The 19422-nt window shown below is 62.9% G+C and carries 18 protein-coding genes and 1 tRNA gene; 7 read left to right on the top strand and 12 right to left on the bottom strand.

Features of this window, described 5'->3' with window-relative positions; translation table 11 throughout:
* Positions 1-4 precede the first annotated feature (4 nt).
* Complete coding sequence (locus KUW17_RS05555; RefSeq protein WP_222476629.1) at positions 5-1441, top strand: sulfotransferase family 2 domain-containing protein; 1437 nt, start codon at positions 5-7, stop codon at positions 1439-1441.
* Between the two features lie 161 nt (positions 1442-1602).
* Here the strand turns inward: KUW17_RS05555 and KUW17_RS05550 are convergent, their stop codons facing one another.
* The 9 genes from KUW17_RS05550 to KUW17_RS05510 form a co-directional block, all read right to left on the bottom strand.
* Positions 1603-2067, bottom strand: coding sequence for a PTS sugar transporter subunit IIA (locus tag KUW17_RS05550; protein ID WP_222476628.1), 465 nt, complete (start codon positions 2065-2067; stop codon positions 1603-1605).
* Between the two features lie 51 nt (positions 2068-2118).
* Positions 2119-2676: a ribosome hibernation-promoting factor, HPF/YfiA family gene (gene hpf / locus KUW17_RS05545; protein ID WP_222476627.1), complete on the bottom strand. Its 558-nt coding sequence runs from the start codon at positions 2674-2676 to the stop codon at positions 2119-2121.
* A 270-nt stretch (positions 2677-2946) separates the two neighbouring features.
* Positions 2947-3705, bottom strand: coding sequence for an LPS export ABC transporter ATP-binding protein (lptB, locus tag KUW17_RS05540; protein WP_222476625.1), 759 nt, complete (start codon positions 3703-3705; stop codon positions 2947-2949).
* Entirely contained in the window at positions 3705-4217 is a 513-nt protein-coding gene (locus KUW17_RS05535) for an LptA/OstA family protein (RefSeq protein ID WP_222476624.1), read from the bottom strand. The genes lptB and KUW17_RS05535 overlap by 1 nt, the downstream gene beginning before the upstream one ends.
* 3 nt (positions 4218-4220) lie before the next feature.
* Positions 4221-4820, bottom strand: a complete 600-nt coding sequence (gene lptC / locus KUW17_RS05530) for an LPS export ABC transporter periplasmic protein LptC (RefSeq protein ID WP_222476623.1) — start codon at positions 4818-4820, stop codon at positions 4221-4223.
* Positions 4821-4842: 22 nt separating this feature from the next.
* A complete protein-coding gene (locus KUW17_RS05525) occupies positions 4843-5811 on the bottom strand; it encodes an SIS domain-containing protein (protein ID WP_222476621.1) in 969 nt (322 codons plus the stop codon).
* Positions 5808-6422, bottom strand: a complete 615-nt coding sequence (locus KUW17_RS05520) for a ribonuclease D (protein WP_222476619.1) — start codon at positions 6420-6422, stop codon at positions 5808-5810. Before KUW17_RS05520 ends, KUW17_RS05525 begins: the two co-directional genes overlap by 4 nt.
* A gap of 165 nt (positions 6423-6587) precedes the next feature.
* Positions 6588-8486 carry a M10 family metallopeptidase C-terminal domain-containing protein gene (locus KUW17_RS05515; protein WP_222476618.1) on the bottom strand — a complete coding sequence of 633 codons (1899 nt, stop codon included), beginning with the start codon at positions 8484-8486 and terminating at the stop codon, positions 6588-6590.
* Between the two features lie 262 nt (positions 8487-8748).
* Positions 8749-8835: transfer RNA gene (locus KUW17_RS05510), tRNA-Leu, on the bottom strand.
* 254 nt (positions 8836-9089) lie between these two features.
* On the opposite strand from KUW17_RS05510, the gene KUW17_RS05505 reads away from it, so the two are divergent.
* Together KUW17_RS05505 and KUW17_RS05500 are read left to right on the top strand one after the other, a co-directional pair.
* A complete protein-coding gene (locus tag KUW17_RS05505) occupies positions 9090-11279 on the top strand; it encodes a dehydrogenase E1 component subunit alpha/beta (protein WP_222476617.1) in 2190 nt (729 codons plus the stop codon).
* Positions 11276-12310: an ACP S-malonyltransferase gene (locus tag KUW17_RS05500; protein WP_222476616.1), complete on the top strand. Its 1035-nt coding sequence runs from the start codon at positions 11276-11278 to the stop codon at positions 12308-12310. The genes KUW17_RS05505 and KUW17_RS05500 overlap by 4 nt, the downstream gene beginning before the upstream one ends.
* 239 nt (positions 12311-12549) lie before the next feature.
* On the opposite strand, the gene KUW17_RS05495 is transcribed toward KUW17_RS05500, so the two are convergent.
* The 3 genes from KUW17_RS05495 to KUW17_RS05485 form a co-directional block, all read right to left on the bottom strand.
* Complete coding sequence (locus KUW17_RS05495; RefSeq protein WP_222476614.1) at positions 12550-14124, bottom strand: DUF427 domain-containing protein; 1575 nt, start codon at positions 14122-14124, stop codon at positions 12550-12552.
* Between the two features lie 140 nt (positions 14125-14264).
* Positions 14265-14966, bottom strand: coding sequence for a transcriptional regulator (locus KUW17_RS05490; RefSeq protein WP_222476612.1), 702 nt, complete (start codon positions 14964-14966; stop codon positions 14265-14267).
* On the bottom strand, positions 14938-15231 hold the full coding sequence (locus KUW17_RS05485) for a hypothetical protein (RefSeq protein ID WP_222476610.1): 294 nt from the start codon (positions 15229-15231) through the stop codon (positions 14938-14940). The genes KUW17_RS05490 and KUW17_RS05485 overlap by 29 nt, the downstream gene beginning before the upstream one ends.
* Positions 15232-15399: 168 nt before the next feature.
* Between KUW17_RS05485 and KUW17_RS05480 the strand changes: the two genes are divergently transcribed.
* The 4 genes from KUW17_RS05480 to KUW17_RS05465 all read left to right on the top strand — a co-directional run bounded on the left by KUW17_RS05480 (position 15400) and on the right by KUW17_RS05465 (position 19421).
* Entirely contained in the window at positions 15400-15918 is a 519-nt protein-coding gene (locus KUW17_RS05480; protein WP_222476609.1) for a hypothetical protein, read from the top strand.
* A gap of 93 nt (positions 15919-16011) precedes the next feature.
* A complete protein-coding gene (locus KUW17_RS05475) occupies positions 16012-16629 on the top strand; it encodes a ribonuclease HII (RefSeq protein ID WP_222476608.1) in 618 nt (205 codons plus the stop codon).
* 107 nt (positions 16630-16736) lie between these two features.
* Positions 16737-17840, top strand: a complete 1104-nt coding sequence (locus tag KUW17_RS05470; RefSeq protein WP_019297600.1) for a site-specific DNA-methyltransferase — start codon at positions 16737-16739, stop codon at positions 17838-17840.
* 192 nt (positions 17841-18032) lie between these two features.
* Entirely contained in the window at positions 18033-19421 is a 1389-nt protein-coding gene (locus tag KUW17_RS05465) for an adenylate/guanylate cyclase domain-containing protein (RefSeq protein ID WP_222476607.1), read from the top strand.
* Position 19422: the final 1 nt, after the last annotated feature.

Below are 19422 nucleotides of genomic sequence, written 5' to 3'. Positions count from 1 at the left end.
CCTGATGCCTACTGCCTCCTTTGACTACTTTGTTGTCTTCGCTGAAATGCGGACCGGCTCCAATTTTCTGGAGACCAACCTGAATGCCTTTGACGGGCTCGCCTGCCATGGCGAGGCCTTCAATCCGCATTTCATCGGCTATCCGAACAGCACGGAAATCCTGGGCGTGACCCGGGCGATGCGGGAAGCGGACCCGGCGCGGCTGATCGAGGCGGTCAAGGCGGACCCCGGCAAGCTGGGGGGCTTTCGCTATTTCCATGACCATGACCCGCGGGTGCTGGACTTGATGCTGGAGGATCCGCGCTGCGCCAAGATCATCCTGACCCGCAATCCGCTGGACAGCTATGTGTCCTGGAAGATCGCCCGGCAAACCGGCCAGTGGAAGCTGACCAATGTGAAGCGCCGCAAGGAGGCCAAGGCGCAGTTCGACGCGGCGGAATTCGCTGTCCATGTAGGGGCGCTGCAGGATTTCCAGGTCACCCTGCTGAACCGGCTGCAGGCGCTGGGGCAGACGGCGTTCTACGTGGCTTACGAGGATCTGCAAAGTCTTGAGGTGATGAACGGGCTGGCCCGCTGGCTGGGGGGCTCGCAGCAGCTGGAGGCGCTGGACGAAAGCCTCAAGCGGCAGAACCCGGCGCCAGTGCTGGCCAAGGTGGCCAATCCAGATGAGATGCAGGCGGCGCTGGCCGGCATGGACCGGTTCAACCTGACCCGGACCCCGAATTTCGAGCCGCGCCGCGGCCCGGCAGTGCCGGGATATGTGGCCGGGGTGGCGACGCCGCTGTTGTACCTGCCGCTGAAGGGCGGGCCGGAGGCCGGGGTGGTGCAGTGGATGGCGGCGCTGGACCATGTGGCGCCTGAGGGGCTGATACAGGGCATGAACCAGAAGCAGCTGCGCCAGTGGAAGCGCGGCAACAAGGGCTTTCGCAGCTTTACCGTGCTGCGCCACCCGGCGGTGCGGGCGCATGCAGTGTTCTGCCGCCGGATCCTGAATGCGGGTGAAGGCAGCTACCGGCAGATACGCAACACGCTGCGGCGGCAGTTCAAGCTGCCCATTCCCGAAGAAGGCCCTGGCGCCGGTTATTCGCGCGCCCAGCACCGCGAAGCCTTTGCAGGGTTTCTGGAGTTCGTGCAGGCCAGCCTGGCAGGGCAGACCTCTGTCCGGCTGGATGCGGAATGGGCGACCCAGAGCCAGGCGCTGGCCGGGTTTGCCGAACTTGGCTCTCCGGACCTGCTGATCCGTGAAAATGAAATGGGTGAGGATCTGCCCGCGCTGGCCCGCAAGCTGGGGCGGATGGAGCCGGGGGCGGTGCCGGAAGCGGGCCCTGACGAGCCAATTGCGCTGGCGGACATCTATGATGCGGACCTAGAGGCGCTGATCGCCTCGGTTTACCAACGCGATTACCTGGCCTTCGGCTTTGGCGCCTGGCGGCAGGAGTAATCCTGCTGGCCCGCAGCGGCCCGAGCGTTTCAAAAAGAGCCGCTATGCGGAAGATTGCAGGCCGTGCGCCGTGGGCCTGGCTTGACGGCAGCAGCTTTCCCGTCCGCGAGGCGAAGAAAGGCGGGAGCGGCGGTAACAGCCGGGAGTGATCGGCTTGGGTGTCAGGCGGCCTGGACGGACTGGCCTTCGGTCAGGATGGTATAAAGCGTAGCCGGATCGTGGTTGGCGCGCAGCTTGGTGCAGAAGCTCTGCTCGCGAAGGGTGCGCGACACCAGTGCCAGTGCCTTCAGGTGTTCAACCCCGGCGTCCTCGGGCGCGAACAGGGCAAAGGCGATGTCCACCGGCTGGCGGTCCACTGCACCGAAATCCAGCGGTTTTTCCAGGATCAGGAAAGTGCCGCAGACCTCGCTGATGGTATCGAGCCGGGCATGCGGCAGGGCGACGCCATGGCCGACCCCGGTGGGGCCGAGGCTTTCGCGGTCCAGCAAAGCCTCGACAGTGCCTTGGGCGTCCAGCCCGTAAGCGACCTGAGCGACATCCGCGATTTCCTGGAACAAGCGCTTCTTGCTGGAGACCGCTCCGATAACCCGGACGGCCTCTGGCTTGAGGATGCTGGAAATCTGCATGTGTCTGCTCCGTTCCGGCGCCCCTGCGGGGCGCCGATGCCTTGGGTGTGTTTACGGATCGATCCAGCCGATGTTGCCGTCTTCACGGCGGTAGACCACGTTCAACCCGTCTTTGCCTTCATTGCGGAAGACCAGAACCGGGGCGCCTGCCAGCTCCATCTGCATCACCGCTTCCCCGACGGACAGGGAGGGGATGCGGGTCTCCATTTCGGCGACGATGATGGGCTGCAGGGAGTCCGGTTCGGAATCCGCTTCCTCAGAGGCGAGGATATACGAATTGGCGCCCAGATGTTCAACCGGTTCGCTGCGGTCCTTGTGGTGATCCTTCAGCCGGCGCTTGTAGCGGCGCAGCTGCTTTTCCATTTTCTCGCAGCAGGCGTCGAAGGCGGCGTAGATTTCGGTTTCGTGGGCTTTTGCCTGCGCGCTCAGCCCGGTCGACAGATGGACGGTGGCTTCACACACATACTCATGCGCCGAACGGGAAAAGACCACAGTCGCGTCGGTTGGCCGTTCGGCGTATTTTTGAACGGCCGAACCCAGCTCGTTCTGCACATGAACCTGCAGAGCTTCGCCGATGTCGATCTGTTTGCCGCTGATTTTGTAACGCATGTGATCTCCTTCACAAATTATTGCGGCCGGGCCCGCTGCCAAGGCAATCCTTGGCAGTGTCACGTCAGGTCCGGATCCGGGGGGCAGGCCAGCCGTCCGGTTGCATCCGTCCGGGCCTTGTCGCCAAGGCTGTTATTCGGACTGCATCGGACTGCGCGTATGCCATGGGCCAATTCGACGGCAAGATAGCGGGAGAGTCAATGGATAACGCGAAAAAAGAGGCCGGGTTTGCAGCGGGTTTTTGCGCCCGGAAAGCGGCGGCAAAACGGGTCAGGAAATGCGGAAATTGTCACCCAGGTAGACCCTGCGGACGTTCTCGTTCTCCACCACTTCCTCGGGGCTGCCGGACATCAGCACCTGGCCGTCATGCAGGATATAGGCACGGTCGACGATCTCCAGCGTTTCGCGCACATTGTGGTCGGTGATCAGCACCCCGATGCCGCGTTTCTTGAGGTCGGCCACCAGGTGGCGGATGTCGCCGACAGAGATCGGGTCGACGCCGGCAAAGGGTTCGTCGAGCAGCAGGTACTTGGGGTCTGCGGCCAGGCAGCGGGCGATTTCCACCCTGCGCCGTTCACCGCCCGACAGGGCAAGCGCCGGCGCGCGGCGCAGGTGTTCGATGGAGAAATCGGACAGCAGTTCCTCCAGCCGCTCGCGGCGCTTGTGCTCGTGCTTTTGCGAGATGTCCAGCACCGCGGAGATGTTGTCCTCAACCGACAGGCCGCGGAAGATCGACATCTCCTGCGGCAGGTAGCCGATGCCCATACGCGCCCGGCGATACATCGGCAGGCCGGTGACGTTCTGGCCGTCGATGCTGACGGTGCCGGCCTCGGGAAAGACAAGACCCGCGATGGCATAGAAACTGGTGGTCTTGCCGGAGCCGTTGGGGCCCAGCAGCGCCACAACCTCGCCGCGGTTCAGGGACATCGAAACATCCCGGATCACCACCTTCTTGCGGTAGGATTTCCGCAGCCGCTCGATGCGCAGCCCGGAGGAGCCTTCGGTGACGGTGAGTTTGGGTTTCGCCATCAGTTGCTACCGCCGTTCGGGTTGAGGATGGTCTTGACCCGGCCGTCCATCTTGGCGGTGCCGGACGTCAGGTTCACCTCCAGCCGGTTCGAGGCCAGGGTGCCGGTTTCCTGGGTCAGCAGAACGTCGCCGGTCATCACGATCGTGCCCTTGTCGATGGTGTATTCGGCGTAACGGGATTCAGCGGCGTCGGGGCCGCTGACAAGCACCACGTTGCCGGTGGCCTCCAGCCGTTCGATGCCGGCCTTGCCGCCGCCTTCGCTGACGGTCTTGTAGATGACCAGCACGTTGTCGGCGGACAGCCGCATGATGCCCTGCACAATCAGGACGTTGCCGGTGAATTCCGCGGAGCCGTCGGCCTGATTGACGGCCAGATTGTCAGCGGTCACTTCAACCGGCAGGGTGGGGTCGGCTTCGACAGTGCCGAAGGCCACAGAAGCGGTTTGCGCCGCTGCGAGGCCGGGAAATACGGCGAGAGGCAGACAAAGAATAAATGCACGCAAATAAGACACAGGCTATCTTTCCGGTTTCTGGGGGTCATATAGCAGTTTTACCCCGTTTTTGAACACCATATGGACCGGGCCGCCCTGGGTTTTTGTCCTGATCTGCATGTTGCCTGCGGTCAGGTCGCCAATTGCGCCGGTGGCCCGGACTGGACCGGGGCTGACGGCCTCCAGCCCGCTGAGCGCGGTGTCCAGTGCCTCGGTTTCGACCACCAGGCCATCGGCCGACGTGATGACCACATTGCCGGTGAAACGGGCGAGGTCCTGGTCCGGCTGAATGGCGCCGGTTTCGGAAACCAGGGTGATCCGGCCGCCATCGGCCAGCTTGAATTCCGCGGAAAGGTCGCTGGCAACCGGGGCGGAGCCGGTCCGGCCGGGACGGGCCAGCGCGGCGGTGACCATGATCTCGTCGCCCCGCATGGTGGTGCCTGAGAAGAACGGAGCGGTGACCTGCTGGCCTTTCATCCGGTCCTCGATCTCCTTCTGGGCAAAGGGGATCACGGCATCCGTGTTCACCCCGCGCGAGATCATGAACAGGGTCGACAGCAGGACCAGGGCTGCCAGCGGCAGCAGCACCTTGAGGTAGGCGACGGCTCTGGAATGGCTGTCCATGCTCTGCTTCCCGGCCTCCGTGTCAGCCCAAGCCCGCGCGCAGGCAGTCATGGATGTGCAACAGGCCCTCGGCCTTGCGGCCGTTTTCCGGGTCGACGACGAACAGGCAGGTGATCTTGCGCTGGTTCATCACCGCAACGGCCTCTTGCGCCATGGCGCCGGGGGCGATGGTGGCGGGGGCCGTGGTCATCACCTCAGCCGCGGTCTTGCCCAGCAGCCCGTCCATGTGGCGGCGCAGGTCGCCGTCGGTGATGATGCCCGCCAGCGAGCCATCGGCGGCGGCGACACCAGCAACACCGAAGCCTTTCTGGCTGATTTCGATCAGGGCGTCGGCCATCGGGGTGGTCTCGGAGACCAGCGGCAGCGCATCATCCGCGTGCATCAGGTCGCGCACCTTGCTGAGCTGCGCGCCGAGCTTGCCGCCCGGGTGAAAGTCGCGGAAGTTTTCCGGGCGGAAATCGCGGTGCTTCATCAGCGCAATCGCCAATGCGTCGCCCATTGCCAGCGTCAGCGTGGTGGAGATCGAGGGCACCATGCCAAAGCCGCAGGCCTCGCCCATCGATGGGATCTGCAGGTGCACGTCAGCCTGCTTCATCAGGGTGCTGTCCATCTTGCTGGACAGGCCGATCAGCGGAATCGCGAAGCGGCGGGTGAAGGCCAGCAGGTTGGCCAGCTCCGGCGCCTCGCCGGAGTTGGAGATCGCCAGCACCACGTCGCCGTCTGACAGCATGCCGAGGTCGCCATGGCTGGCTTCGGCCGGGTGCACGAAATAGGCCGGCGTGCCGGTGGAAGCCAGGGTCGCTGCGATCTTGTGGCCGATATGGCCGGACTTGCCGATGCCGCTGACGATGATGCGGCCCTTGGCCTGCAGGATCAGCTGCACTGCTTCGGCAAAGCGCTCATCCAGCCCTTCGGCAAGGGCGTCCAGCGCCTTGGCCTCATCGGCGATCACCTGACGCGCGGTGACAAGGAATTTTTCGGTATCGGTCATGAGTGGGCAAAGATGTCAGTTTCGGGCCAGCCAGCCAGGTCCAGCTTGGCGCGCGTTGGGAGGAAATCGAAACAGGCCTGGGCCATTTCGGTGCGGCCTTCACGGGCCAGGCGCTTGTCCAGGGCGTCGCGCAGCTTGTGCAGGTGCAACACGTCCGAAGCCGCGTAGTCGAGCTGCGCCTCGGTCAGTTCTTCGGCGCCCCAGTCGCTCATTTGCTGCTGCTTGGAGATGTCGATGCCCAGAAGCTCCTGGGTCAGGTTCTTGAGGCCGTGGCGGTCGGTATAGGTGCGCACCAGGCGGCTGGCGATCTTGGTGCAATAAACCGGTGCTGCCAGGGCGCCGAAAGCGTGGTGCATCGCGGCGATGTCGAAGCGGCCGAAATGAAACAGTTTCAGCACATTGGCATCTTCCAGCATGCGGCACAGGTTGGGGGCAGCGGCCTGGCCCTTTTCCACCTGCACGATATGGGCGTTACCGTCGCCGCCGGACATCTGGATCACGCAGAGCCGGTCGCGGTGCGGGTTCAGCCCCATGGTCTCGCAGTCGATGGCAACAACGGGACCGAGGTCCAGCCCGTCGGGCAGGTCGTTCTTGTACAGGTAATTGGCCACTGGAATTCCCTTTTGATGTTCACCGCGCCGGGCTGTGCTGCAGACGAAATAGGCACTTTGCTCCGCAAACTCAACTGCGCCATAAAAAGGGAAATGCTGCTAAGAAATGCTGAAGAGCGCCGCCCTGCGAACAAGTCCTTTGCAGGGCGGTGCTTTTGGCACTGGTCAGAAGATGAAGTCGTCTGCGGAAAGGCTGCTCAACTGCACATCTTCGAGAAGGACCGAGCTGTTTGCGCCGGTTGAAATCCGGACGCCGTCAGCGGTCTCAACGGCGTCTGCCAGAACGTCGCCGAAGCCGTCGAACCCGGACAGCCGGGAGAAATTGATGCGGTCCGCGCTTTGGCCGGCGGTGAAATCCAGGATCCGGTCGTGGCCATGGCTGCTGCCAAACACAAAGACATCGTTTCCGGCGCCGCCGGTCAGGATGTCATCGCCTGCTCCGCCGTTCAGCAGGTCGCGGCCGCTGCCGCCGTCCAGCCGGTCACGCCCGGCGCCGCCGTACAGCCGGTCATTCGCGTTGCCGCCGTTCAGCCGGTCGATCTGGCCGCCGCCGAACAGCCTGTCATTGCCGCCGCCGCCCACCAGCCGGTCGCGGCCTGCGCCGCCGCTCAGATGATCGTTGCCGGTGTTTCCAAACAGTTGGTCGTTGCCATCGCCGCCGTCCAGCCGGTCGCTGCCGCCCATCGCCCGGACAGTATCATCACCCGCCTGAGTACGGATGTCATTGGCGGCGCTATTGCCGGTCACAGTGTCATTCCCGGCGCCGGTGATGAGGTTCTCAACGACGGTGCCGCGCGCAATCCCGATATTGCCAATCAATCCGCCCGCATCCGAAAAATGCCCCTGGCGCAAGTCGACGCGGCTGGCTGTGTCGATGCTGCTGAGGTCCAGCGTGTCTGTGCCGCTCTGATCGTAGATGGTGAAGGCAACGGGCTCGCCCTCGTAATTGGACCGGTTGCCGAACAGGTCGCCAAGAACGCCAGGCAGGCTGGAACCGGGTCCCCAAACTGTGTCGCCCGCTGTTGCGCTGCCGCTGCCGGGTGCGCCGTAAAGTTCCTGTATTGCAAGGATGTCTGCCATCATCGGTGTCAGCAGGCTGGCGTAGCTGGCGTCCACGCTGGTGTTTTCTGTCTGGCTGAAATAGGACATGATTGACAGCTGCCAGCTGTCGTTGCTGAATTCCTCGCTGGACCCGTAAGTCGCGGTGCCGTTGTAGTCGCCCTGGTGTCCCAGTCCCAGCGCATGGCCAACCTCGTGAATGTAGGTCTGGAGGGAGTAGCTGTCGATGCTGGTGCCAAATTCGGTCAGCCAGGGAAGCGAGACGTTCACTATAGATGAGGTGATCACGCCGTTCGTCACCTCGGAAGTCGAGTATGCGGTAGCGTAGGATTCGTCGTCGGTGAATGTGATGTCCGCGCTTCCGGTGATTTCGGAAAACTCGATGCCGGCAACCATCTCCCAGGCCTCCAAGGCCCAGCGTGCGAGTTGCCGGCCCTCAGCGGTCAGCCCGGTCAGGTTTACGGTAATTACATTGCTTTCCGACGTGTCGAAGCTTCTACGGCTTCGGTTGCTGTCCTCCCAGTAACCGTCTGTCAGATAGCCTGCCAGGTCATTCAGAGACCCATGCGGAGCCGGTTCATCCAGACCAGTTGAGATCGTGTAGCTGCCAGAGTAATTGTCTGAATATGAGCCCGCGCCAATGTAGTAAGTGCCGGTGGCGGTCGCAGTAAAGGTAATAGCGGAATCATAACCTGGCCCGCTGTCATCATCGCTGCGGATCAGGCTGCCCTGGCCATTGTACAGCCGCAGGTAGGGGTCGCTCAACGTGCCGCCGCCGCTGGCCGCACCGCTCAGTTCAATTTCGTAGGTTTCACCTTCTGTCAGTGTGATGGCAACCCAGTCCCGGTCGCCGCCGCTGGAAAGCGTGCCATGGAACGTATCGCCGGGGGACATGCGGTATGAGGTCCAGGTTCCATGGCCTGCGTCCGAGATTTCGACAACCCTGGCAGAGCTAACATTGTCCTGGCCTTCGGATGCGGCACGTTCAATGCAATCTAAACACATGAAAAATCTTCCTGTTGGCCTTCGTCGCGTGTTGAAAACCGTAAAACTATTGAAACAACTCTTGGTGGCGGTAACTCCCCACCTGCAATCAGTGCGCTTAAATCATTTTAAACGAGTTGCTGAAAGCCCGGTTGCTAGGGCTTCGTCGGGAGTGCGGCAAAAACGTTGCGTGAACCGATTGCAAACAGAGCAGGAATCAAAGGAAAACAGATGCTTGCGCTTGTTGGCTCGCAAACAGAAACAGTATGTTGCTGAAGGGGGATGGTGCCCAGGAGAGGACTCGAACCTCCACGTCCATACGGACACTAGCACCTGAAGCTAGCGCGTCTACCAATTCCGCCACCTGGGCAGGTGTCGTGAAACCGGCGTATAAGGCGGTTTTACGGGGGCGTCAAACGGAAATGGCAGGTGTGGCTGCCGGCCGCGGGTTCACCGGATCGACGGCTGCTGCTGCAAGCGCGGCCCATCAGTGGTTCCTGTGACTATCCGGACTGATTTCGGGGCTTGGCATTCCATTTTGGAATGATGACAGAACGCAAACTCATTGGCTTTAAGCGGCGGATTCGCGGATAAAGGCGCGGTCATTAAGCGCAAGGAGGCCGCATGGACCGCGCCCAGATCGTGCATCAGAACTTCGTGGACCGGGTTCAGGCCGGGAAACTTCCAGCAGGCGCTGTGCCGGGCGGGCCGCTGGCTGCAGCTGAGGCCGTTTCCGCATTCCGCGCGCAAGTGCTGAGCCGGGCGCTGGATCTGACCAGCCGCGACATGCAGAAAGCGGGGCAGGGGTTCTATACCATCGGCTCCTCCGGGCATGAGGGGATGGCGGCGGTGGCCCGCGCCCTGCGCCCCACTGATATGGCGTTTCTGCATTACCGGGATGCGGCGTTTCAGATCGCCCGTGCCGATCAGGTGCCGGGGCAGCGGATTGCTTGGGACATGCTGTTGTCCTTTGCCTGCTCCAGCGAGGACCCGACCTCGGGCGGGCGGCACAAGGTGCTGGGGTCCAAGGCGCTGATGATCCCGCCGCAGACCTCGACCATTGCCTCGCATCTGCCGAAGGCGGTGGGCGCAGCCTATTCCATCGGTGCTGCCAAGCGGCACCAGCCGGAGCATCAGCTGCTGCCGGAGGATGCCATCGTCATGTGTTCCTTCGGCGATGCATCCGCCAACCATTCGACGGCGCAAGGGGCGATCAACACCGCGGGCTGGACCTCGGTGCAGTCGACGCCGGTGCCCTTGCTGTTTGTCTGCGAGGACAACGGTATCGGCATTTCGACCAAGACGCCGAAAGGGTGGATCGAGGCCTCGATGGCCCATCGTCCCGGCATCCGCTACTTCAAGGCGGACGGGCTGGATATCTACAACGCCTTTGCGGTGGCGCAGGAGGCGGCGGAATATGTGCGGACGCGCAAGAAGCCCGCGTTCCTCCACCTGCGCACCGTGCGTCTGTATGGCCATGCCGGGGCGGATGTGCCGACCACCTATATGGCCAAGGCAGAGGTCGAGGCGGATGAGGCCAACGATCCGCTGCTGCATTCGGTGCGGCTGCTGGAGGAGGCGGGGGCGCTGCGTCCCGAGGAGGCGCTGAAGATCTACCAGGACACCTGCGCGCGGGTGGATCGGATCCGGGCGGAAGCGGTGACGCGGCCGCATTTGAAAACCGCGGCGGATGTCGCGGCCAGCCTGATCCCGCCCAAGCGGAAGTGCGCGCCCACCAATGGCCCCAGTGCCGAAGCGCGCGCAGAGGCGTTCGGCAGCGACATGCGGGCGATGGAGGAACCGCAGCCGATGTCGCGCCTGATCAACTGGGCGCTGACCGACCTGATGCTGAAGCACGGCGAAATCGTCATGATGGGCGAGGATGTGGGCCGCAAGGGCGGGGTCTATGGTGTCAGCCAGAAGCTGCAGCAGCGGTTCGGGCCGGACCGGGTGATCGACACGCTGCTGGACGAGCAGTCGATCCTGGGACTGGCGATCGGCATGGGGCACAACGGGTTCCTGCCGGTTCCGGAAATCCAGTTCCTCGCCTATCTTCACAATGCCGAGGACCAGCTGCGCGGCGAGGCCGCGACGCTGCCGTTTTTCTCCAACGGGCAGTTTTCCAATCCGATGGTGCTGCGGATTGCCGGGCTGGGGTACCAGAAGGGGTTCGGCGGCCATTTCCACAACGACAACTCGCTGGCGGTGCTACGCGATATCCCGGGGCTGGTGATTGCCTGTCCGTCGGACGGGGCCGAGGCTGCGATGATGATGCGCGAGGCGGTGCGGCTGGCGCGCGAGGAGCAGCGGGTGGTGGTCTTTGTCGAGCCGATTGCGCTCTATCCGATGCGTGACTTGCATGAGGTCAAGGATGGTGGCTGGATGCGGAGCTATCCCTCGCCGGACCGGCGCATCGGCCTGGGAGAGGTTGGTGTGCACGGCGATGGCAGCGATCTGGCCATCGTGACTTATGGCAATGGGCGTTACCTGTCGGCCCAGGCGCAGGCAGAGCTGGCGGCGAACGGGGTGAATGCGCGGATCGTGGATTTGCGCTGGCTGGCGCCCTTGCCGGAGGAAGCACTGCTGGAGGCGGTTAAAACCTGCAAGCATGTGCTGATTGTCGACGAATGCCGCATCACTGGCAGCCAGTCGGAGGCGCTGATGGCGTTGTTTGCTGAGCAGAGCGATATCCCTACCGCCAGGATTGCAGCCAGCGATTGCTTCATTGCAACCGGCCCTGCCTATGGCGCGACGCTGCCATCGAAGGACAGCATTGTGGAGGCAGCGATGAAACTGGCAGGAGGCAAGAAATGACCCGCACCGCTGTTCTGATCTGCCCGGGCCGGGGCACCTACAACAAGGCGGAGCTGGGCTATCTGCACCGCCACCATGCGGACAAGGCCGCGCTGTTTGCGGGCTTTGATGCGCAGCGCCGGGACGCCGGACAGGAAGAGATCACCGCGCTGGACGGAGCCACGCGGTTTTCGGTGTCGAAGTATTCGCGCGGGGATATTGCCTCGCCGCTGATTTATGCATCCGCATTGGCGGATGCGCAGTCCCTGGCGGAGGATATCGAAGTGGTTGCGGTCACCGGCAACTCGATGGGCTGGTATATTGCGCTGGCAGCGGGTGGGGCGCTGAGCGCGGCGGACGGGTTCGAGGTGGTGAACACCATGGGCACGCTGATGCAGGCGCAGCTGATCGGCGGCCAGCTGGTCTATCCCTTTGCCGGGGCGGACTGGCAGAACGACCCTGCGCGCAAGGCAGAGCTGCTGGTGCAGGCGGCAGAGATTGATGCCCGCGAGGCGCATGACCTGGCGCTGTCGATTGATCTGGGCGGGATGCTGGTGCTGGCCGGAAACGAGGCCGGGCTGGCGGCGTTTGAAGGCGCAGTGCCAATGGTTGAGGAACGTTTCCCGATGCGGCTGGCCAACCACGCGGCGTTTCACACCAGCCTGCAGGCGCCGGTGGCTGCGGAAGGGCGCAAGCGTCTGGGGCAAGGGATGTTCACCCAGCCGGAAGTGCCGCTGATTGACGGACGCGGGCAGATCTGGTGGCCCGGTGCCACGGATACGCAGGCCCTGTGGGATTACACTTTGGGGCATCAGGTGGTGGAGCCCTATGATTTCACGCTCGCTGTGCAGAATGCGGCCCATGAGTTTGCGCCGGATCTGTTCATCGTAACCGGTCCGGGCACCACGCTGGGCGGCGCGGTGGCGCAATCGCTGGTGCAGGCGAGCTGGCAGGGGATGACTTCCAAGGCGGATTTCAAGGCGCGGCAGGCCGAGACGCCGCTGCTGGTCTCGATGGGCGATGCAGCGCAGCGCTCCTTGGCGGCGGGCTGATCGAGCGGCGCGGGGGGCTCCCGCGCCTGTGGCCTGGCATCACAGACGCGGGCAAAGCAGCTTTGGGCGCGGCACTGCCCTGCGGGCAGTGCCGAAGGGGTTTGCTGAGAAGGCCTTCAGGGGCAGGTTTGCCCTGAAGGCCGTGTTCCAGTGTGGTGCGTTCATCTCCGCCTCAAGGGTGAACCGCGCATAGCGCGGCGGCTGCGCCGCCCTTGACCCGGTGCTGAACAGGGACAGGGCTACTCCGCAGCCGCCTGGGAATTCCCTGAAGCCTGAATTGCAAAGCAGCTGACGGGCTGGGAGACATTGTGCAGGCTGACAGCGCCGAGCGAGACGCCCTGCGAGCTGTCGCCCAGGATGTCGCGGCTGACGACAATCGCGTGGTCAGCGGTTTTGCCGTAGTCGCCCAGCCGGGCGGCGATATTGGCGGCCTGGCCGATCACCGTGAAGTCCAGCCGCTCCCGCGAGCCGATGTTGCCATAGGTCACGCGGCCATAGGCAATGCCGATGGCGGCCTCGCAGCGGTGGCCGTCTTCTTCCTGGGCAATTTCCTCCAGCCGGGCGACGATGGCGCGGGCGCTGTCCAGGGCCTGCTGCCGAGCCTTCTTTGGGTCGTTTCCGGCCGGGAAGACCGCCAATACAGCGTCGCCGATGAATTTCAACACCTCGCCGCCGTGATCATGCACGATGGTCGAGGCGGTTTCGAAGAACTGGTTCAGCAGCGCGATATAGTCCCGGCGGCCCAGCTGCTCTTCCAGCCGGGTCGAGCCGCGCAGGTCGCAGAACATGATGGCAGCGTCAATCTCGTCGCCGTCGCCGCGGCGGATCTCGCCGCCGAGCACCCGGGCGCCGGTGCGCTTGCCGACATAGGTTTCCAGCAGCGACTGGGCATTCTCGCGCTGCATGAAAATCTCGTAATAGCGCGCGATCACCCCGGAGCATTCGAAGATCAGGCCCAGGTTGGCGGTGGAAAAGCCATTTGGGTGATCGCTGGTCAGCGTCAGCACGTTGATCCGCCCGTCCGAGAACCGCAGCGGCATCGCGACATAGTCGGTGGCGCCTTCCTTGCGAAGATCCTCGAGAATGGGAAAAGCATCGTCGGTGCAGCAGCTGTCCAGCCGGTGCCGCACCCCGCCCAGCCCGTTGGAGACATGGCGCAGCGGGCTGTTCTGGTAAGCGGGATGGTCGTGGATTTCATACGACGGGGCGTAGGTCGTGACCTCGCCGGTTTTCTTCTGCCAGATATAGTTCTTGCCCGCGATAAGCGGGTGCAGCGACCAGGCCATGACCGAAAGGCGGGACAGGTAAATGCCCTGTTCCACGAATTTCTCTGCCAGCGCGGCGGTCAGCTCTTCCGGGGTTGCCACCATCGAGGCATCGCGCAGGAGCCAGTCGATCACCGGGCCGGAGATATTTCCGTAGTCCGGCATCTCCACCGTGTTGCTGCCGAAATCGAATTCGACCTCTGCGCCGGGCATGAAACCGATGTGGCCGGAAATGGCGGCGGCCTCCGGCATGGCATCCTCGTAGGCCCAGACGCCGTTTTGCACCGTGCCGCCGGGCAACAGAATGTCGCGGTAGCTGGCGGTGCCTTTGAACGGGCAGAAGGTCTGCAGATCCGTATGCTGCGAGAGCGGGGCGCTTACGTCTTCAGCCGGGAAGTAGACCGCTGGCGGGAGCCGGGTTTCGTACATCACCTTGGCACGGGTGCTTTGCGCCAGAACGGTGCCGCCGCGCCGGGCAGTGACCGGGCCTTGCAGCGGTTCGACAACAATGCCGTAGCCCCGGTTGCGGGTCTGCACCTGTGTGTCCATCCCAGAGATCCTTGTCCTATGTGCCGTTCAGGCGGCGGAAACAGGACCGGCCGGCGCAGGCCGGTTCTGAACTATCTGGGGAGTGTGCCGGAAAAATCCAGAGCCGGACACATGATATTGAGGAGAACGGAGCGGAAGGGTCAGACCATGCGGATCACATCCTTGCTGATCGCCAGCACATAGCCGCGTTTGGCGATGTTCTTGACCAGCAGTTCGCTGACCATCTGGTTGCCCAAGGTGTCGCGAAGGCGCTTGATCCGGGTGGCGCCGGCAGCTTCCTCGCAATCGGCGGAGGTGCGGCCGGAAATCACTGCCTCGATCTCGGCGCCGGACAGCACGTCGCCGTCCAGCCGGGCCTCGGCCAGGACCGAGAGGGTTTCCATTGCCGCGGGTGTCAGCTTGAACCCCATGTTGTTGAGGTAGACGGTGTTCTCATCGCGGCTGATCAGCAGTTCGTTCACCTGGATACCGGAGCGTTCGATCTGTGCCATGCGGCGGTTCAGCATCACCAGCATGCCCAGCACCGCCAGCGCCGCCACCAGCATCGCGGTGGCAAAGACCAGCAGCACAAAGATCACCATCCGGTAGCTTGTCAGCGTGTCGGCAAAGGCAGTGCCGGACTGAGCCAGGATTTCCAGCAGCTTGATTTCAGCCTGGGTGGTGAGGTCGTTTTCGATAAACAGCCGCTCGACCCGGGCGTTGAAAGCGTTGGCATCCGGCAGCGTCAACAGAAGCACGGTGCCCGCCACTGCCAGCATCGCAATGATGGCGGCGATGCCAAGGGCGATCACCCGGCTGCCGGCGGCCCGGGCGTCAGAAACGGAGATAGTAGGATCCGGCATCGGCCTTCCTTTGCTGCAGGCCTTCGGGGCCGAAGACGGAAAGGACGTTCAGAAGCTTCCAACCCGCAGGGGCGATACGGGCCTCGATTTCGCTGCGGGCCGCTTTTTTCTTGCAGGCGCCGGACAGCTGGATCACGCCATAGTGCAGGCGCAGCGGATTGTCCTGCTTGGCCTTGTAGTCGGCATAGCAGTCAGCCGCCTGCGCCGGCGCGGAAAGCGCCAGAAGGGCAGCCGTAAGGGCGGGGATCAGGAGGTGCTGTTTCATGCGGCCATCCTGCGGCTGCACCACTTGAAATTCAATAACCGCAGGAGGTTGGGGCGGCTGATATCCGATAACAAGCCGCCGATATTGCCTGTCTGAAAGGGCCGGGGCCAGGCTGTGTGCATCAAGCGCTGTCATTGCGTTTTGCATATTCAAAAGAAAGGTCCCGATATGACCCGTATTCACCGCCCTCAGCCGCACCGTAGATTCATTGCCTTGATTGTTGCCGCCGCCATTGCCGTTACCGGCTTTTCCGCGGCGCCCGCGCGCGCAGACGAGGATTTCGCCAAAGTGCTTGGAGGCCTGGCGCTGCTGGGAATCATCGGTGCTGCCATCAAGCATTCCAGGGATGACGACGACCGGCATGTGAGCCGCAAGTACACACCGCCGGCGCATAATCATTCGCACGGCGGCCACAAGTACTACGGCAGCGATCGCCACGACGGCTACGTCAGGCCGCTGCCGCCCCGGGTGCGCCGCTATGACCTGCCGTCCCAGTGCCTGAGGTATTTCCCGGCGTACAGCCGCAGCCATGCGCTGGTCGGCAAGGGCTGCCTGGAGCGCAGCTATGGCTACACCCATGCATTGCCGAAGTCCTGCAAGGTCACTTTCTGGAACGGCAAGCGCCATCGCACCGGCTACAAGCCCGGCTGCCTGAACAGCCACGGTTACCGGCTGGTGCGGCGCTGAGCAGACAACAATCGGGCAGCAGCAGACTGGGGGCCTCGGCCCCCTTTTTTTACGCGGGTTGCATCGGCTGCCTGAATTGGTTTTCTGGCTGGCATGACACAGCCTGATTACAGTCTTGAAGCCGCCGCCCTTGCGAAAGGGTTCCTGAGGATTGCCGGTGTCGACGAGGTCGGCCGCGGTCCGCTGGCCGGGCCGGTCACGGCTGCCGCCGTCGTTGTGGATGCTGCCGCGCTCCCGGAAGGCCTGAATGATTCCAAGAAACTGAGCCCGAAAAGGCGCGAGGCGCTGGAGGGGGAAATCCTGTCCACGGCGCAGGTGTCGGTTGCTCATGCCACGGTCGAAGAGATTGATTCCCTGAACATTTTGCGAGCGTCGCACCTGGCGATGGAGCGCGCGGTAGCGGCGCTGGATCCGGCTCCGGACTACTTGCTGATTGATGGCAATCTGATCCCCAAGGGGCTGGCACTGCCGGCTGAGGCGGTGGTCAAGGGCGATGCCAAATCGGTGTCGATCGCGGCGGCCTCGATTTTGGCAAAACTGGCGCGTGACAGGATCATGGTGGATTTGGCGCAACAGTTCCCGGGTTATGGCTGGGAGAAAAACGCAGGCTATCCCTCGAAACAGCACCGCGACGCGCTAGTTCAGTTGGGGGTGACCCCACATCATCGGCGCTCGTTCAAGCCGGTACACAATATCTTGTATCAAGAGTGAACCGTAGGGCGTTGTTATAATAAACAAATTGACCTCGAATCCGCGATGACTCATCCTGTGGACAACCTAATGAGCGCAAAAATGCGCCGCGGTTATGAGGCAGAGCAATGAATAAAACCATGACAAAGGGCGCGGCAGCGCTCCCTTTAAACACGATTATTGGCGGGGACTGCGTCGAAGCGATGAACAGTCTGCCGGCCAATTCGGTCGATCTGATCTTCGCGGATCCGCCGTATAACCTGCAGCTGAAAGGCCAGTTGCACCGCCCCGATAACTCCAAAGTCGACGCCGTGGATGATCACTGGGACCAGTTTTCCAGCTTTGCGGCCTATGACCAGTTCACACGCGAGTGGCTGAAGGCGGCGCGCCGGGTGCTGAAGCCGAACGGCTCGATCTGGGTGATCGGCTCCTACCACAACATCTTCCGCGTCGGCGCCGTGCTGCAGGACGAAGGCTACTGGGTGCTGAACGACGTCATCTGGCGCAAGTCGAACCCGATGCCGAACTTCCGCGGCAAGCGGTTCACCAACGCGCATGAGACGATGATCTGGGCGTCCAAGTCCGAGGGTGCGAAGTACACCTTCAACTACGAAGCGCTGAAAGCACTGAACGAGGGCATCCAGATGCGCAGCGACTGGGTGCTGCCGATCTGCACCGGCCACGAGCGCCTGAAAGACGAAAACGGCGACAAGGCGCATCCCACGCAGAAGCCGGAATCGCTGCTGCACCGGATTCTGGTCGGCGCGACCAACCCGGGCGACGTGGTGCTGGATCCGTTCTTTGGCACCGGCACCACCGGCGCGGTGGCCAAGATGCTGGGCCGCGAGTTCATCGGCATCGAGCGCGAGGAAGCCTACCGCAAGGTGGCGGAGAAGCGGATCAAGGCAGTGCGCAAGTTCGACCGCGAGGCGCTGGAGGTTTCCGCCAGCAAGCGCGCGGCGCCGCGGGTGCCCTTCGGCCAGCTGGTCGAGCGCGGTATGCTGCGCCCGGGCGAGGAGTTGTACTCGATGAACCGCCGCCACAAGGCCAAGGTGCGCGCGGATGGCACCCTGATCGGCGACAACATCAAGGGTTCGATCCATCAGGTGGGCGCGCATCTGGAAAATGCGCCTTCGTGCAACGGCTGGACCTACTGGTGTTTCAAGCGAGACGGCAAGACGGTGCCGATCGACGTGCTGCGCCAGCAGATCCGGGCAGAAATGCAGAACTGAGACCCGAGGCTTTTCAGACCACAACAGTCTATTGCAGGCGCCTGTGCATCTTGCGCAGGCGCACACCTTGCCCCGCCTGGATCAGGCGGGGTTTTTTGCGTTTGCCCCGGCTGATGCGCTATTCCCAGATTGAAGCAGGGCCACTATCTGAAATGGGTATGCTGCTGCAGCCAGCGGGAAGAGGGAGAGCCAATGACCGATACGGCGCTTGCAACCGGAGCCGGTGCTGCCAGTGCAGCAGAAACAGGCAGCCAGCAGGTTTCTGCGGCCGAGGGAAGGTTTGCGGAGGCCGCACTGGATGCGCACAAGCGGCGCGGGCTGCAGCTGGCGGTGCGGGCCCGTTGGATCGCGATGCCATTCATCGGCGTTTTGCTTGTGTTCCTGAACCCGGCTTGGGAGATGCTCTATTATCATGGGATCCTGGCGCTTTTGTGCCTGAACGGCTGGTTCATCAGCCGCGCGGGCAAAGTCGGACGGTCGCGAATGGAGCTGTTTCTGATTTTCCTGGACCTGTTGATCATGACGGTAGGAATGGTGGTGCCGAATCCGTTCGCCAGTCATGAGATGCCGGTGGCGATGCAGTACAGGTTTGACAATTTTCAGTATTTCTTTGTCATTCTGGCGGCCGGCACCATGGCCTATTCTTGGCGTACGGTGATTGCAATCGGCACCTGGACGGCGGCGATGTGGCTAAGCGCCTTGGCGCTGGCTTGGTGGTTCGCACCCCCGTTTCCGGGCCTGACCGAAGCTGTTGAGGCTGCTTTTGGCCCGGACTTATTGCTGGCAGAGTTTTTTGACCCGAACAATTTTGTGGTCCGGATGCGGGTGCAGGAAGCGGTCGTCTTTGTCCTGGTTGCTGTGACGCTGGGTTTCTCGGTGCGCCGTTTCAACGGTTTGCTGATGAGCAACGCAAGCCTGACCCGGGAGCGGGCCAACCTGTCGCGCTACTTCTCGCCCAATGTAGTGGAGCAGCTGTCGCAGAACGATGAGCCGCTGAAACAGGTGCGCAGCGAGAATGTGGCGGTTCTGTTCATCGACATCATCGGCTTTACCCGGCTGTCAGCAGGCATGGATCCGCGGGCCGTGATTGATCTCTTGCGCGAATTCCATGGCCGGATGGAGCGGGAGGTGTTCCACCACCACGGCACGCTGGACAAGTATCTGGGGGACGGGCTGATGGCGACATTTGGCACGCCGGTCGCCGGGACACAGGATGCAACCAACGCGCTAGCTTGCGCCCATGCGATGCGGACCTCACTGGCGAGATGGAACCGGGAGCGTGCGAAACAGGGCAAGCCCGAGATTCGCGCCGGGATCGGCATTCATTATGGCGAGGCGCTGCTGGGCGATATCGGTGCCAACCGGCTGGAATACGCGGTTTTGGGCATGACGGTGAACATTGCCGCGCGGCTGGAGAACCTGACGCGCAGGCTGCAGGCCAGTATTGTTGTCAGCGAAACGATGGCCGCGCAGGTCAAGGCTGAGCTGGCTGGGCTGGACCTGCTGGACGGCGCAGCCCGCCATCCGGATCAGGAAGTGCGCGGGCTGGACCAGCCGATGACGGTTTTGGCTTGGGCGTAAT

Source organism: Leisingera aquaemixtae, from assembly GCF_019801145.1.
GTDB classification, from domain to species: domain Bacteria; phylum Pseudomonadota; class Alphaproteobacteria; order Rhodobacterales; family Rhodobacteraceae; genus Leisingera; species Leisingera aquaemixtae_A.
This window is presented reverse-complemented; position numbering and strand designations above follow the sequence as displayed.